The organism is Haloarchaeobius pelagicus (assembly GCF_051207375.1).
Lineage (GTDB): Archaea > Halobacteriota > Halobacteria > Halobacteriales > Natrialbaceae > Haloarchaeobius.
This window is the reverse complement of the sequence record NZ_JBPJZD010000002.1, coordinates 470,190-485,011: the sequence shown is the minus strand read 5'-3', so window position 1 is coordinate 485,011 and position 14,822 is coordinate 470,190. Positions and strand designations below refer to the sequence as shown.

At 66.6% G+C, this 14,822-nt stretch carries 18 protein-coding genes; 8 read left to right on the top strand and 10 right to left on the bottom strand.

The window, feature by feature from the left end; translation table 11 throughout:
* The first annotated feature begins 130 nt into the window (after positions 1-130).
* The 3 genes from ACSC1S_RS14985 (at position 131) to ACSC1S_RS14975 (ending at position 2,955) form a co-directional block, all read left to right on the top strand.
* On the top strand, positions 131-1,105 hold the full coding sequence (locus ACSC1S_RS14985) for a phosphate/phosphite/phosphonate ABC transporter substrate-binding protein (protein WP_435365006.1): 975 nt from the start codon (positions 131-133) through the stop codon (positions 1,103-1,105).
* Between the two features lie 63 nt (positions 1,106-1,168).
* On the top strand, positions 1,169-1,927 hold the full coding sequence (locus ACSC1S_RS14980) for a phosphonate ABC transporter ATP-binding protein (RefSeq protein WP_435319638.1): 759 nt from the start codon (positions 1,169-1,171) through the stop codon (positions 1,925-1,927).
* On the top strand, positions 1,924-2,955 hold the full coding sequence (locus ACSC1S_RS14975) for a PhnE/PtxC family ABC transporter permease (protein ID WP_435365005.1): 1,032 nt from the start codon (positions 1,924-1,926) through the stop codon (positions 2,953-2,955). The genes ACSC1S_RS14980 and ACSC1S_RS14975 overlap by 4 nt, the downstream gene beginning before the upstream one ends.
* Here ACSC1S_RS14975 and ACSC1S_RS14970 read toward each other — a convergent pair.
* Genes ACSC1S_RS14970 through ACSC1S_RS14960 form a run of 3 tightly spaced genes read right to left on the bottom strand, consistent with a single transcriptional unit; the run spans position 2,952 to position 4,338 of the window.
* Positions 2,952-3,572, bottom strand: coding sequence for a uracil-DNA glycosylase (locus ACSC1S_RS14970; protein WP_435319636.1), 621 nt, complete (start codon positions 3,570-3,572; stop codon positions 2,952-2,954). The two genes, ACSC1S_RS14975 and ACSC1S_RS14970, sit on opposite strands and share 4 nt — an antisense overlap.
* Positions 3,573-3,597: 25 nt before the next feature.
* A complete protein-coding gene (locus tag ACSC1S_RS14965; RefSeq protein WP_435365004.1) occupies positions 3,598-4,152 on the bottom strand; it encodes an endonuclease dU in 555 nt (184 codons plus the stop codon).
* A gap of 6 nt (positions 4,153-4,158) precedes the next feature.
* The gene (locus ACSC1S_RS14960) at positions 4,159-4,338 is read right to left on the bottom strand and encodes a DUF5786 family protein (RefSeq protein WP_261648631.1); all 180 of its coding nucleotides are present in this window, start codon (positions 4,336-4,338) and stop codon (positions 4,159-4,161) included.
* A gap of 130 nt (positions 4,339-4,468) precedes the next feature.
* On the opposite strand from ACSC1S_RS14960, the gene ACSC1S_RS14955 reads away from it, so the two are divergent.
* The gene (locus ACSC1S_RS14955; RefSeq protein ID WP_435365003.1) at positions 4,469-5,080 is read left to right on the top strand and encodes an MBL fold metallo-hydrolase; all 612 of its coding nucleotides are present in this window, start codon (positions 4,469-4,471) and stop codon (positions 5,078-5,080) included.
* A 55-nt stretch (positions 5,081-5,135) separates the two neighbouring features.
* Here ACSC1S_RS14955 and ACSC1S_RS14950 read toward each other — a convergent pair whose 3' ends face one another.
* The 4 genes from ACSC1S_RS14950 to ACSC1S_RS14935 all read right to left on the bottom strand — a co-directional run bounded on the left by ACSC1S_RS14950 (position 5,136) and on the right by ACSC1S_RS14935 (position 8,295).
* Entirely contained in the window at positions 5,136-5,285 is a 150-nt protein-coding gene (locus tag ACSC1S_RS14950; protein WP_435365002.1) for a 50S ribosomal protein L40e, read from the bottom strand.
* 231 nt (positions 5,286-5,516) lie between these two features.
* Positions 5,517-6,023, bottom strand: a complete 507-nt coding sequence (locus tag ACSC1S_RS14945) for a DUF367 family protein (protein WP_435319632.1) — start codon at positions 6,021-6,023, stop codon at positions 5,517-5,519.
* 37 nt (positions 6,024-6,060) lie between these two features.
* On the bottom strand, positions 6,061-6,477 hold the full coding sequence (locus ACSC1S_RS14940) for a hypothetical protein (RefSeq protein ID WP_261648625.1): 417 nt from the start codon (positions 6,475-6,477) through the stop codon (positions 6,061-6,063).
* 75 nt (positions 6,478-6,552) lie between these two features.
* On the bottom strand, positions 6,553-8,295 hold the full coding sequence (locus ACSC1S_RS14935) for a Rieske (2Fe-2S) protein (protein ID WP_435365001.1): 1,743 nt from the start codon (positions 8,293-8,295) through the stop codon (positions 6,553-6,555).
* 127 nt (positions 8,296-8,422) lie between these two features.
* On the opposite strand from ACSC1S_RS14935, the gene ACSC1S_RS14930 reads away from it, so the two are divergent.
* Entirely contained in the window at positions 8,423-9,304 is an 882-nt protein-coding gene (locus tag ACSC1S_RS14930) for a redoxin domain-containing protein (RefSeq protein WP_435365000.1), read from the top strand.
* 39 nt (positions 9,305-9,343) lie between these two features.
* Entirely contained in the window at positions 9,344-9,670 is a 327-nt protein-coding gene (locus tag ACSC1S_RS14925) for a nuclear transport factor 2 family protein (RefSeq protein ID WP_435364999.1), read from the top strand.
* 8 nt (positions 9,671-9,678) lie between these two features.
* Here the strand turns inward: ACSC1S_RS14925 and ACSC1S_RS14920 are convergent, their stop codons facing one another.
* From ACSC1S_RS14920 to serS, 3 genes are all read right to left on the bottom strand, one after another.
* Entirely contained in the window at positions 9,679-9,981 is a 303-nt protein-coding gene (locus ACSC1S_RS14920; protein ID WP_435364998.1) for an SHOCT domain-containing protein, read from the bottom strand.
* Between the two features lie 46 nt (positions 9,982-10,027).
* Entirely contained in the window at positions 10,028-10,261 is a 234-nt protein-coding gene (locus ACSC1S_RS14915; RefSeq protein ID WP_435364997.1) for an SHOCT domain-containing protein, read from the bottom strand.
* A 112-nt stretch (positions 10,262-10,373) separates the two neighbouring features.
* The gene (gene serS / locus ACSC1S_RS14910) at positions 10,374-11,750 is read right to left on the bottom strand and encodes a serine--tRNA ligase (protein ID WP_435364996.1); all 1,377 of its coding nucleotides are present in this window, start codon (positions 11,748-11,750) and stop codon (positions 10,374-10,376) included.
* A gap of 135 nt (positions 11,751-11,885) precedes the next feature.
* On the opposite strand from serS, the gene ACSC1S_RS14905 reads away from it, so the two are divergent.
* Entirely contained in the window at positions 11,886-12,794 is a 909-nt protein-coding gene (locus tag ACSC1S_RS14905; protein ID WP_435364995.1) for an MBL fold metallo-hydrolase, read from the top strand.
* 68 nt (positions 12,795-12,862) lie between these two features.
* Positions 12,863-14,818 (top strand): AMP-dependent synthetase/ligase, encoded by a 1,956-nt coding sequence (locus ACSC1S_RS14900; RefSeq protein WP_435364994.1) that lies wholly within the window; start codon positions 12,863-12,865, stop codon positions 14,816-14,818.
* Positions 14,819-14,822: the final 4 nt, after the last annotated feature.

Below are 14,822 nucleotides of genomic sequence, written 5' to 3'. Positions count from 1 at the left end.
CTCTCGATTTTATTTTTGCCGGTTATTTTTGTTTTTTACTTCGGATAGTGACTAATGGAATCTACATAGTTCCACGTAGACAGATTAGGAACTTTTAAGGTCGACATCAAGAACTATGAATTGATTCGCTATGGAAAGTCGACGCGATTTCCTCAAGGCAGCAGGTGTGGCAGGGGCAGCGGCCCTTACCGGAACAGCAGGGTGTCTCGGTTCGTTCGGCGAACAGGCGTACGGTGACGGGACAGTCCAGTTCATGATGTCCCCGTCCGAGCCGCAGAACTACATGAAGAAACAGTACGGCCCGATGCGGGACTACCTCAGCGAGGAGGTCGGCAACGACGTCGAGCTCCAGTACGCCGCGGACTACAGCGCCGTGCTGCAGGGCCTGGGCAGTGGCTCCGCAGACATCGCCGAGACCGGTCCGTTCGCCGCCGCGCTCGGTGTCAAAGCCGACAAGGCAGAGATCGCCCTCCAGCGCCACGCGTACGGCTCCTGGGACTACACGAGCGTCATCGTCACCCGCGAGGACAGCGACATCGAGTCGCTCACCGACCTCGAGGGCAAGCGTATCGCCTTCGCCGACATGACCTCCGCGAGTGGCTCGCTCTACCCGCTGTACATGCTGCAGGACGCCGGCCTCGAGATCGGTGAGGCCCCCGTCAGCGACAACGGCGCGGACTTCACCGGCACCTGGTCCGGCCACGCCGAAGCGTTCAGCGCGCTGCAGGACGGCCAGGTCGAGGCCGCCGGCGTTGGCAAGTTCATCACGCAGGGTGACAACGGCTACGTCGACGGCATCCGCCCCGTCATCGACTACAAGAAGGAGTACGGCAACGGTATCCCGCGCGCACCGATGATCGTCAGCCCGGAGCTCAGTGACTCCGAGAAGGAAGACCTCGTCAACGCGCTCAAGGACGCACCGGACTCGGCCTACCTCGGCGCGAACGGCAAGCCGAACTCCGAGACCGATGCCGACAAGGAAGGCGTCGTCGAGGACGACCTCTGGTTCGACGGTGTCCGCCCGGCCGACCTCGAGACCTACCAGCCGGTCATCGACGTCGCCAACGAGCTCAACCTGAGCACCGACCTGCTCGACTCCGCATAAGCGGCGATTTCCGACGGAGTCGAGTCCGAAACAAACTAACCCTCCTTCACGAATTATTTGGTAATGACAGCGATACAGGTGGAGAATCTCACGAAACGATACGGCGACACAGTCGCACTCGACGACGTGTCATTCACGATACCCGATGGGGAGTTCGTCGTGCTGCTCGGGCCCTCGGGTGCCGGGAAGTCGACACTCCTGCGGCTCCTCAACGGGCTCGCAGAGCCCACGGAGGGCGGCGTCTACATCGGTGACTCGAAGGTCACCGGCCGGCGCAGTGACATCGGGATGGTGTTCCAGATGCACTATCTCGTCGAGGCGATGAGCGCGTACAAGAACGCACTCACGGGTGCGCTCTCCCGCGAGGACCTCATCAGTAGTCTGCTGACGCGGTACGACCGCGAGGACAAGGTCACCGCGCTCGAAGCGCTCGATACGGTCGGCCTGCTCGACGAGGCGAACCAGCGCGCCGGCTCGATGTCCGGCGGGCAGAAACAGCGCGTCGGTATCGCTCGCGCACTCGTCCAGCAGCCCTCCCTGTTGCTGGCCGACGAACCCGTCGCGAGCCTCGACCCCAAGGCCGCAGAGGAGGTCATGGGCTACATGCGACGGGCGGCCGAGGAACGCAACCTGACGACCATCGCGAGCCTCCACCAGGTCGGCCTCGCCCGCGAGTTCGGTGAACGCTACATCGGCCTGCGCGACGGCAAGAAGGTGTTCGACGGCGGCAGGGAAGAACTCACCATGGACATCGTCGACGACATCTACTACTCCGAGGACGAGGAGATGTCCGCGGCCACCGCCGAGGAGGTCGCCCAATGAGCGACGAGCCCGCCACCGACGGGGGCACCGTCTCCGGCACGGACCCTCGTGTGACGGAGCGACTCGAACTCATCGAGCGCCAGCAGCTCATCCGGCGCGGCCTGTACGCCGGACTCGTGCTGGCCATGCTCGTGTTCACCGGTGCTGGCCTCGTCTACCTCGACTTCACCGTCGCGCAGGTGTTCCGGCAGGGACCGGTGTTCATCTCGAACCTGCTCGAGTTCCTCAGTCCCGACTTCTACTTCTTCACGCTGCACTCCCAGGACCTGGGTCTCCACGGCTGGAACGCCCTGTTCGGCAGCCTGACCCACCCCGGGTCGCTCGTCGAGGCCGTCCTCCAGCGTGACCAGGCGACCTCCATCGTCGGCGCGAGCGTCGTCACCATCGTCGTCGGCGCGACCGGGACCATCGTCGGGTTCCCCCTCGCGCTGTTCTTCGGCGTGATGGGCTCGGAGCGCGTGACGCCGTTCCCGTTCAACTTCATCTTCCGCGGCACGATGAGCACCATCCGGGCCATCCCGGCCATCGTCTGGGTGCTGTTCTACATCCCGGTGTTCGGCCCGACGCCGCTGTCGGCGATGTTCGCCATCGCGACCGACACCATCGGAAACATGGGCCGCCTGTTCACGGACGAACTCGAAGAGGTCGAGGACGGCCCCATCGAGGCCATCTCCTCGACGGGTGCGGACCGCTCGCAGGTCATCACCTTCGGGATGCTGAGCCAGGTGTTCTCCTCATTCATCGCCTGGGCACTGTACATCCTCGAGATCAACGTCCGCATCGCCATCTCGCTCGGTGTCGTCGGTGCCGGTGGTCTCGGCCAGTTCATCAAGGGCCAGCTCGCCCAGCTCGCGTTCAGTCACGCGGCGGCGGGCATCTTCATGGTCATCGTCATCGTCATCTCCGTCGAGCTGTTCTCCTCGCGGCTCCGGTCGCGCCTGCGCCCGGACGAGGAGGTCTCCGAGGGCTTCTTCGACAGGCTTCGTGGCCTGTTCGACGGCGACAAGTGGCTGGGTCGCAGCGCCTAGAAGTCGCCTAACCGCGACTGACCGCTTTCTCCACCGTCTCCACGCACGCCGGCCAGCGACGCGGCTTCGGCGAGCGTCTCCTCGAACGGTTCGCGCTGGCTCCGGTCGTACAGCGTCGCCGCGGGGTGCAGACAGAGCATAACCCGCCGGGGCTCGCCGGCGATGCGGACCTCCTCGACGCTGCCGGTCTCTTTCGTCACCGCGACCGACCGGTCCAGCAGGTGCTCGGCGGGGACCTTCCCGAGCGTGACGATGACCTCGGGGTCGACGAGGTCGATCTCACGTTCGAGGTACTCCCGACAGTTCGCGAGTTCCTCCTTGCGTGGATTGCGATTGTCCGGCGGTCGACAGCGCACGCAGTTCGTGATACGGACCGTCTCGCGGTCGAGGCCGACGTTCCGCAGCTCCTCGGTGAGCACGTCGCCCGACCGGCCGACGAACGGTTCGCCCTCCTCGTCCTCCTGCGCGCCGGGTGCCTCGCCGAGAAAGAGCACGTCTGCGTCGTCGGGGCCGACGCCGTTGACGATGCGACTGCGCGACTCACAGAGCTCCGGGCAGCGCTCACAGGCCGTCACCTCGAGGCCGTCCATGTTCTCGAGGGAATCCGTGTTTGCCATGTCCGGATGGGCGCGCCCGGCGTACCTAATCCCTGCGGAGCGCGTCCCCCGCACGGGCGGCCATGCGAGCCACCCGGAGCGGTTCGGGTCGCCCACCTTCAGGGGTGAACGCCCGCACCACGTCGCGCGCCTCGGCTGGGTCCACGCCGACCGCCCGGACGTACACGGTCTCACCGTTGACTTCGACGGGGGTCCGGTCGGGCTGTGCCCGGTAGGTCGCCAGCCGGGCCTCGCGCGCCTCGCCCTCGAACGCCTCGCGGATGGCGTCGTCCAGGCCGTCGCTCGCCTCGTACGTCACCGAGAGGACCGGCCGGTCGATGGCGTCGGCCAGCCGGTGCATGTCCAGCAGGTTGTACCATGCCAGTGCGATACCCGACACCATGACGTACCGGACGTCCTCACGGCCGAGCCGGTCGTACAGCCCCTCGACAGCTGCGGTCACGTCGCTCCCACCGACGGTACACGTCCCAAAAGAGAGACCGTCTACAACGCGATTCGCTCTGACCACGACACCCGCGAGTGTGCTCTCGTCGTCCCGGAACGATTCGGCGACACCCAACGCCCGCACTCCGGGCTTCACGCGTGACTACTCCTCTGTCTTGATGTCTTTCAGCCGGTCGATAAGTTCGTCGTTCGACGCCCCGTTCTCGAACTCGATGCTTCCTTCGTGGTTCGATTCCCGTGTGTTTACTGACTCGCTCTCGTCGAGGTCTGTGTCGATGCTCTGGTTCTCCTGTTCCGATTCGTCGTAGCTCCCGAAGCCCATGCGTTTGGGTATAATCGTTAAGGACTCAAAAAAACCACGGCCATGCCTTGGAATACCAACCCATTCGGTCGTCGAAACGGTGTTTGCCCGCCCCGCCACCGTTTTCTGGCGTGGCCACGAGGCTCCGAGTATGAACGTGACCCACGTGACGGCAGACGCCGACGTGTTCACCTGTAACGCCTATCTCGTCACCGGCGAGCGCACGACGCTCGTCGACGCCGGGGCCATGGAGGGCGTCGTCGAAGTCGTCCGTGGCCACACCGACCACCTCGACCAGGTGGTCCTCACGCACCAGCACGGCGACCACGTCGCCCAGCTCGATGCCGTCCTCGACGCCTTCTCGTGTGACTGCTACGCCTACGCCCAGCATCCCCGCCGGACCCACGAACTGGACGACGGCGACTTCGTGAAGATCGGCGACGAGACGTTCGAGGTCGTCTACACCCCCGGCCACGCCGCCGACCACGTCGCCTACGTGAGCGAATCGACGCTGTTCTCGGGCGACGTCGTGGTCCACAACGACGCCGCCTTCGACTACGGGAGCTTCGGCCGGACCGACATGGACGGGCAGTCGCGCGAACGACTCATCGCGAGCATCAAGGACCTGCTCGACCGCATGCCGGACTCGGTCGAACACATGTACGCCGGTCACGGCGACGAGTTCCACGGCGACGTGCGCGACGTGGTCGAGACCGCCCTCTCTCGGGCCGAGCGCCGGCAGCCGAAGTACCCCGGCGAGTGAGCGAGACAGACGCAACGCTACGGGAGTGCTGCCTCGGAGAGAAGGGTCGAGCCGATTACGCCGCGCGCTTTTCCTTCGCCTTCGGGCGGAGCTTCTGGTAGCCGCACTTGCGGCACTTCTCCGCGCGCTTCGCGTTGCGGGCGTTACATCGCATGCAGATCATCTTCTCGAGCGTCCGGTCGACCGCAGCGTCGAATTTAGCCATATCGTGAGTTCATGCGGGTGCGGATAAAAGCGTTTCCGAGTCGGGTCGCCCCACGACCCCACCTGCACGACCATTCAAGACCGATGCCGGGGCCAGTCTCGGCATGCACTGACGAGTCACCGCGCGAGCGTCCGCGGTTGTGCGGCACCCGCTCGCGCGGGATAGCAGATTCCGTACCGTCTGCTCCCCCCGTGCCGTCTGTTCGCCATTCACCCGACGACCAGCGACCGCTCACTCCTCGTCGTCCTCGTCCGCGAGGTAGTCGTCTTGCACCGCGACGACCGCCGTTGAATCCGCGCACTCGCTGTAGCGCCGCAGCGGCTCCTCGTTGAGCGTCAGGAAGGTCTCGCCCCAGGTGAACTTCGCGAGGATCTCCTCGGCGTGGTCGCGCTCGCCGAGGATGCACAGCGCCGCCGCCAGCGCCTCGACCGTCGTCAGCTTGAACGGCCGGCCGTAGTTCACCGGGTTCGCCGCGACGAGGAACGGGAGCGCCCGGTGCTCACCCGGCATCTCGAACATCGCGGCCTCGGCGGTCTCCCACGAGCAGTCCAGCGCGACGAGGTTCGTCGCGTCCGCGTCGGCCGGCGAGAGCGCCTGCTCCGCGTGGGGGTTGAGGACGACGCCGTAGGGGGTGGCCCGGTTCGAGCGGTGCAACTCGGCGAGGTCGAACCGCGCGAGCTTGCGGGCCGTGCACTTCTTCGGGTCGTCGTCACCCTCGTAGCGGACGTGGAGGTTCACGCGAGGGAGTTCCCCGTCGAGGGAGAAAAGCGCCTCGCTACCCGAGCTGGTCGCGAAGCTCGTGCAGGTCGACCAGCACCTCGTCGCGGTCGAGGATGGTGTCGATGTGGTCGTCACGGTCGCCGACGGTCTGGGCGTCGAGCTGACCGAACAGGTCGGTCAGGAACGGTTCCATCGCCTCGCGGAGCTCCGGGTACGTCGTCTCCACCCGGGCGGCCTGGAAATCGAGGGTGATGCCGTTTGGCCCTTCGTGCACGTCGTACCCCAGAAAGCGGGGGTGGCGGGGCTGCTCCAGCCGGGCGAGGTCGTACAGTCGGAGCAGCGAGTGCATCGAGCCGTAGGTGTGCAACACCTGCGAGCCGTCTGCCTCGACGCCGAACTCGACGTGATCGGAGGGACCCGTCACGGCGGCCTCCCAGCCGCCGTACACACCGTGAACCTGAAAGCGCAGCATGGACGGATGCAGGGGCCCCGAGGTGAAAAGCGACGCGTCCGGAGAGATGTCGACGGTTCGGGCAGCGACGCCCGGTCAGTCCGCCTCGTGGACCGCTTCCCCGCGGAGCAGCCGCGAGGCGATGGTGAACGTCTGCTCGGCCTCCCGGCGGGTCGGGAAGTGCGCCGCCATGTAGCGGGCGACCGCGACCATCGCGACCCTGGCCCGGTAGTCGTCGCCCGCGAGGTCGAACTGCCGGAAGCCAGTTTCGAGCGCCTGCAGCGTGTGGAAGCCCGCGTCCTCGCGCAGGAGACAGTGCCCGAGCGTCCGCTTCAGGTCGGCGGGGTCGCCCCCGCAGTCGAGGAACTCCCCGACGAGTCTTCCTGCCTCGTTCACCTGCCCCTCCTCGTCGAACGTCTCGCGGAGGTCGTAGAGCACGGCGGCCGGGCCGCGGTCGCTGCTGGCAGGCTCCGGAATCGGCGCGGGCGGCGTGTTGAGGAACCGGTCCAGATACACGTTGATCGCTGCGTCGAACACGCCGCGGTAGAGTTCCGTGGCCTCGACGCGCCGGGTCGCCTGGTGGACCGCGTTCGCGTAGGTGAACGTGTGATGTACCGTGTTCCAGTCGGAGAACTCGTTCGCGGTGCCGAACTGGGCGACGCGAGTCGCAGCGGCGTGGGCCACGGCGTGTGCCAGCTCCTCGGTCGTCGCCCCGGCTTCGATTGCCCCACACAGCGCAGCCACGATGTCATGCGGGTCGTCCGAGAGCAGCGTGTCCTGGAAGTCCGCAGGTTCGGTCCACGTCTGGCCCTCCCCGCTGGCCGCCAGGTCGTCGAGGTCCTCGAAGGCGTCGTCCAGCAGACTGGCCAGGTCGATGGGCTGTCGCCACGAGGAGAGTTCCTCGCTGCGCTGGGCGGCGGTCAGTCGCTCGACGAGGCTCGCCAGCGTGTCGTCCGCGGCGTCCCAGCCGACGTGGTCCAGTGTCTCGATGGCCTTGTTGACGAAGTCGAAGGAGTGCCCGGAATCGAGGTAGCGGTGGTCGGTCGCCGCGGCGAACAGCATCGTCTCGACCTGCTCGCGGTCGCAGGTCTCGATGGCGGTCCGGAGGACGCGCTCGGCACCATCGGCGTCGCGAACCTCGACGTTCTCGCGGAACCACGATTCGAGGCGCTCGGGGTCGACCTCGCGCGTCGAGAACGACGGCTGGTCGAAGTTCGGGGCCTGTCCTGCACAGTCGGAGGCGACGTGGCGCAGGCCGGTGTAGAGTGCCCGTTTCTGGTCCTCATCGTCGAGTTCGGGGAGGACGTTCGCCATCGCGGCGAGGATGGTGAGGCCAGAGGACCAGCCCTGCTCGCGGTACCGGGTCCCGAACCGGACGCCCTGTGCCAGTGGGTCGACGGGGTCGATCTGCTCGTTCAGCAGGCCGATGGTCGCCTTGGCGACGACCAGCCGCAGGTTCTCCTCGAGACCGGTGTCGAGACGGGTCGCCCAGTGCTCGGCGGGCTCGGTCTCCAGCGGTGGGTCCGGGTCCACGTACACTTCGCCGTCGCGGACCTCGACGGGGTAGGTCTGGACGTCGTCGGCCCAGGGGTCGAACGTATCCCCGCACGAGAGCTCGAACCGGGCGTGGTGCCAGTGACAGGTCAGGACGCCCTCGTCGACGGTGCCATCTGCGAGCGGGAATCCCATGTGTGGGCAGCGGTTGTCGACCGCCCGGACCTCACCCTCGTGGTAGAAGACCGCGATGGCGTGACCCTGCGGGGTGACGAGCTTTCGGCCCTCCGCTTCGAGCTCGGCGAGCGACGCGACCGGGACGAACGAATCGTCGGTTGTTGCCATGGCACAGGGTTCGGTCGCCGGGTGGAAAACCGTTCCCTGAAGCGCGTTCCTGTATGTTAGCTGAGTTGTCTGGCGACGGCGCGGGCCGGCGGCCAGAGCTAAGTTCGGGGGCACACAACGGGAAGCCATGTTATCGGTTGGCTCGCACGCACCGGACTTCGCACTCCCCGGCGTCGAGAACGGCGAGATCGGCGAGTTCTCGCTGTCCGAGGCGCTCCGCGAAGACGTGGTCGTCCTCGCGTTCTATCCCGCGGACTTCAGCCCGACCTGTACCTCCTCGCTGTGTACGATGCAGGATTTCGACCTCCTGAACCTCGACGCGGACGTGACGCTGTTCGGCATCTCCGGGGACTCGGTGTTCAGCCACCGACAGTTCGCCGAGATGAACAACATCACGTATCCGCTCCTGACGGACTCCATCGGCGAGGTCGCCGAGGAGTACGGCGTCTGCATGGACGACTGGCGCGGCCACCGGAAGGTCCCGCAACGGTCCGTGGTCGTCATCGACGACCGCCAGCGCGTCCGGTACACGTGGACGACCGAGGACCAGCGGGTCGTCCCCGAGCTGGGCGAGGTCCGCGGCGCGCTCGACGACGTGCGGGACGACCGGACCGCCATCCAGCGCTACGCCCGCGGGTTCGAGCACTACGACGGCGGCCACGACCGGTTCGAGACCGCGTGGTCGATGTACGAGATGGAGGCGTGGGGCGGCGCGGTCGACCAGTTCGACGAGGCGGTCGCGTACTTCGACGCCGCGGCCGAGAGCTTCCGGTCCGCCAGGCGGTTCTCGGAATCCGCGGAGGTCGAGGCGGCCGCGGAGGACGCGCGGTCCCGGAGCGACGACTTCCGGCGGGCGGCGAAGTGGTACGCCGGGGCGGCAGAGCACTTCGACGCAGCGGACGCCGAGCTGGGCGCGGAGTATCAGGCCGATGCGGAGCAAGCACACGAGTCCGCGAGTACCGGGGACGAGCTCCGCAAGCCGAGTTCGCTCTTTCCCGACCAGGCCTGACCGCGACGGACCTTTCTACCACCGGGTCGAAGCGTGGGCATGGACCTCGCCGAGCCTGTCGCTACGTACTACCGAGCGCTTGACGAGGGGGCGTACGAGTCGCTTCGAACGGCGCTGTCGCCGGCGTTCGTGCAGCATCGCCCCGACCGCACCTTCGAGGGACGCGATTCGTTCGTCCGGTTCATGCGCGAGGAGCGGCCGCGGAGTGACACGACTCACACCGTCGAGGCAGTCTACCGGAACGGGACGGAGACGGCCGTCAGGGGGCAGGTCGTGACCGACGCGGGTGACGTCCTGGTCCGGTTCGTCGACGTGTTCGAGATCGCGGAGGGGGAGATAACGGCGTTGTCGACGTACACCCGGTAAGAAATCTGTTACTGCTGTTCGGTCTCGACTGCCCGGTCTTCCGGTTCCTGTCCGTCAGAGACCAGCACGTCGCGGCGTTCCTCGTACTCCTCGCGGTCGATGTCGCCGCGGGCGTACGCCTCCCGGAGGGCTTCGAGTGCGGAATCTTCGTCGTCGCCGCCGGTCAGGAGTTCGCGGCCGACGCCGGCCGCCAGCAGGACGAGCACGGCGGGGAGCCCGAATACGATGAGGATGATGAGTATCTCCGGGCCGCCGATACCGCCGACGAACAGGGGTGCGGGTGTAGCCAGGGTGTCGAGTGCGAGGACCATCGTCGGTGTCGAGTTCGTGCTCACGACGAATCAACTTTCTGCGGACTCACCGCCGGTCACGTTCGAGGACGTCCCGGCGCTCCTCGTACTCGTTGCGGGTGAGGTCGCCACGGGCGTAGGCGAGCCGGAGCGCTTCGAGTGCAGAATCCTGCTGCCGGTGGCTGGTGAGCCCGCGCACGGCGACGACGAGCGCGAGGACGATGCCCACGGGGAGCGCGATCAGCAGGAACAACACGAGGAGTTCCGGGCCACCGAGGCCGCCGAGGAACGCGGTCAGCATGGCGGGCACCGGGTGGGCGGGCGGCTACTTGCGGCACGGTCGGTACTGACGGGGTGCATACCGGAGAAGACGGGCCGGGAGAACGAAATGGTCGACCCGGACTGTGCAGGGGTTACTCGCCCTTCCCGAGGGCGCTCTCGCCGACCTTCTCGTGGCCCTCGATGACCTCGGTCCCGCCCATGTACGGGCGCAGGGCCTCGGGGACGGTGACGGTGCCGTCCTCGTTCTGGTAGTACTCGAGGATGGCGACCATCACGCGGCCGACGGCGGTGCCCGAGGCGTTGAGCGTGTGGAGGTACTCCGCGCTCTCGTGGTGCTCGCGGCGGAAGCGGATGCCGGCGCGGCGGGCCTGGAAGTCCTCGAAGTTCGAGGCGCTCGACACCTCGAGCCAGCGGCCGCCCAGTCCCTCGGGTGCGTCGTCGCTCTCGGTGCCGGGGGCCCACACCTCGAGGTCGAACGTCTTCGCGCTGGCGAAGGTGAGGTCGCCGGTACAGAGCGAGAGGACGCGGTAGGGCAGGCCGAGGCGTTCGAGCACCTCGGCGGCCTCGTCGACCAGGTCCTGGAGGCGGTCGTAGCTCTCCTCGGGTTCGACGAAGTTGACGAGTTCGACCTTGTTGAACTGGTGGACGCGGACGATTCCCCGCGTTTCGGTCCCGTGTTCACCGGCCTCGCGCCGGAAGTTCGGCGTGTACGCCTGGTGCTTCAGCGGGAGGTCCTCCCGCAGGAGGATGTCGTCGCGGTACATGTTCGTGACCGGGACCTCGGCGGTGGGGCAGAGCCAGAGGTCGTCGTCGTCGTAGTCGTCGAACTCGTCGCCGCCGATGCGGTAGGCGTCCTCGTTGAACTTCGGGAGCTGGCCGGTGCCGCGCATCGAGGTCGATTTCACGGGGACCGGCGGGAACACGTCGACGTAGTCCTGCTCGCGGTGGACGTCCAGCATGAACTGGATGAGCGCGTGTTCGAGGCGGGCACCGTCGCCCTTGAGGAAGTAGAAGCCGGCACCGGTGGTCTTCGCGCCGCGGGCCTCGTCGATGATGTCGAGGTCCTCGCCGATGTCGTAGTGCGGGGTCACCTCGTCTGGCAGGTCGCGCAGGTCGTCGAAGCCCCAGCGGGTCTCCTCGACGTTGTCCGACTCGTCCTCGCCGACCGGGACCGACTCGTGGGGGACCTGCGGGAGTTCGAGCAGGCGCTCGTCGAGTTCCGCGTCGAGCTCGTCGGCACGGTCTTCGATGGTCTCGAGCTCGTCCTTGAGTTCGCTGGACTTCTCGATGGCTTCCTGGGCCTCCTCCTCTTTGCCCTCCTGTTTGAGCTGGCCGATTTTCTGGCTCACCGTGTTGCGCTCGTGGCGGAGGTCGTCGCCTCTCGCCTTGAGTTCGCGCCACTCCTCGTCCATGTCGAGGATCTCGTCGAGGTCGATGTCGTAGCCTCGGTTTGCGAGGCTCGCACGGACCTCCTCCGGATTCTCTCGGATGTACCGGCGGTCAAGCATTTGCCGAATTCTTCACGAGGGCCCGGGAAAACCGTATCGGAACCGTGGTCCGGCGTGGCACAGGCACGGTAGCGCACCGCACTGCTTGCCCACCACGACTGAATCTTTTTCCCGGTTCGGGTCGCGTTGATACACATGGCTCCAGGGGACCTGCAGGAAGTCACGACAGGAGAGTGTACCGACCTCTACTACGTCGACACGGGGATGTACGATACCGAGGAGTACGGTGCGGTGTACATCCTCGATGCCGAGCAGGTGGCCATCGTGGACACCGGCATCGGCACCCACTACGAGCGCATCCTCGACGCGCTCTCTGAACTCGACATCGCGCCCGGGGACGTGGAGTACCTCGTGCCCACACACGTCCACCTCGACCACGCGGGTGGCGCGGGCTACCTCGCCGAGGCGTGCCCCAACGCGACGGTCGCGGTCCACGAACGTGGCGCGCGCCACCTCGTCGACCCGTCCCGGCTCTGGGAGGGGACCAAGGGAGCCGTCGGCGACCAGATAGAGTGGTACACCGAGCCGAAGCCCGTCCCGGAGGACCGGATTCTCGAACTCGCCGATGGCGACGTCATCCGCCTCGGCGACCACTCTCTGCACGCCACCGATGCCCCTGGGCACGCGCCCCACCAGCACATCTTCTACGACCCGACCAACGACGCCGTGTTCACCGCGGACGCGGCGGGCATCTACGTCCCGACGTTCGACAGCGTCCGGGAGACCACGCCGCCGCCGCAGTTCGACCTCGAACAGGCCATCGACGACGTCGAGAAGATTCGCGCTATCGCGCCCTCGACCCTGCTGTACCCGCACTTCGGCCCGACCCCGACCGCGGACCGGCTGACCGAGTACGAGGCCCAGCTGGAGGCGTGGGTCGCCACCGTCGAGGAGATGCGCGAGGAACTGGCGGACGACGAGGCGGTCGTCGAGTACTTCGTCGAAGACACGGAGATGACCGAGGTGTGGGGCGAGCGGAAGGCCCGCGGGGAGACCGCGATGAACGTGCGGGGCGTGTTACGGTACCTGGACAACAGGCAGTGAGGACGGCCGACCAGAAACCGACCGAAAGTTCATAGGTTTTTATTCTGTTTGCCCTGCTTGGGTATGATATGAACTGGCAGGACGCGGAGCGGGACTACGAGGACGAGGTTATCGGGCGAACCAATCTCGCCCGGATGTTCGAGGAGGCAGCCGAGCGATACGCCGACCGCCCGGCACAGCTGTACAAGGGCGGCGTCTACCACCGGTCACTCACGGAGACGGTGCTTCCCGAAGTGCCGGACGAGGAGTACCGGGCCATCAGCTACGCCGACATGCAGTCCATCGTGCGGCATCTCACGGCGGGGTTCCGTGACATCGGCGTCGAACCCGCGGACCGGGTCGGGCTGTTCGCGAACACACGGATGGAGTGGGCGCAGTGTGACTTCGCGCTGCTCGCGGCCGGTGCGGTCGTCACGACCGTCTACTCGGGCTCGTCGAAGAGTCAGGTCCAGTACCTGCTGGACGACCCGGACGCCGACGGGGTGGTCGTCGAGAACGCGGATATGATGAACCGGGTGCTGGAGGTCGAAGACGAACTCGACCTGGAGTTCATCGTCGTGATGGACTGGATCGAGGGCTTCCACGACCGGGAGGACATCTACACGCTGAACGAGGTCCACGACCGCGGGGCCGAGGTATTCGACGAAGACGCCTACCAGAACTGGGTCGACGAGCGCGAGTGGGACGACCTCGCGAGCCTCATCTACACCTCGGGGACCACGGGCCAGCCCAAGGGCGTCCAGCTCACGCACGGGAACTTCCGGGCGAACGTGAACCAGATTCGCAAGCGCTACGGCCCGCGTCCCGACAAGGGCGACACCCCGGTCATCGACGAGAACACCCGGAGCGTCTCCTATCTCCCGCTGGCGCACGTGTTCGAGCGCACTGCCGGGCACTTCATCATGTTCGCGTCGGGGGCGGCGGTCGGCTACGCCGAGAGCCCCGACACCCTGCAGGCGGACTTCGAACTCGTGCAACCGACGGCCGCGACGAGCGTCCCGCGGGTGTACGAGAAGATATACGACGCCATCCGCGAGCAGGCGGCGGAGTCGGACATGCGCCTGAAGATATTCGAGTGGGCGACCGACGTGGGCAAGGAGTACCACACGACCGAGAATCCCGGCGTCGGGCTCCGCGCGAAGGCGGCGGTCGCGGACAAGCTGGTGTTCAAGAAGGTTCGCGACGCCCTCGGCGGGAACATCGACTACCTGCTGAGTGGTGGCGGCTCGCTCTCGGCAGAGCTATGTGCGCTGTACCACGGGATGGGCCTGCCCATCCTCGAGGGCTACGGGCTCACCGAGACCTCGCCGGTCGTCAGCGTCAATCCACCCGAAGAACCGAAGATCGGCACCATCGGCCCGGCGCTGCCCGGCGTCGAGGTGACGGTCGACGAGAGCGCCATCGACCAGGAGCCGTTCGCGGACGACCCGGGTATCGTCGGCGAGTTGCTCGTGAAAGGCGAGACGGTGACCCAGGGCTACTGGGAGAAGCCCGGGGAAACCCAGCGAGCGTTCACCGAGGACGAGAACGGCGACCGCTGGTTCCGCACGGGCGACATCGTCCACCAGCGCGACGACGGCTACCTGGAGTTCCGCGAGCGCTCGAAGCAGTTGCTCGTGCTCTCGACCGGGAAGAACGTCGCACCCGCACCCATCGAGGACGCGTTCGCATCCTCGCAGGTGGTCGAACAGTGCATGGTCGTCGGTGACGGCGAGAAGTTCATCGGGGCGATCATCGTGCCGAACGCGGAGCGTCTCCGGGCGCTCGCGGCCGACGAGGGCATCGACCTGCCGGAGAACCCCGGGGCGCTCTGTGCCCACGAGTTCGTGCGCGAGACCATCGAGGCGGAGGTCGACCGCCTCAACGAGAACTTCGAGAAGTACGAGCGGATCAAGCAGTTCCGGCTGGTGCCCGAGGAGTTCACCGAGGAGAACGACATGCTCACGCCGACGATGAAGAAGAAACGTCGGAACATCCAGCAGCGGTACGCGGACGAGATCTCGGCACTCTACGCCGAGGACTGACGCC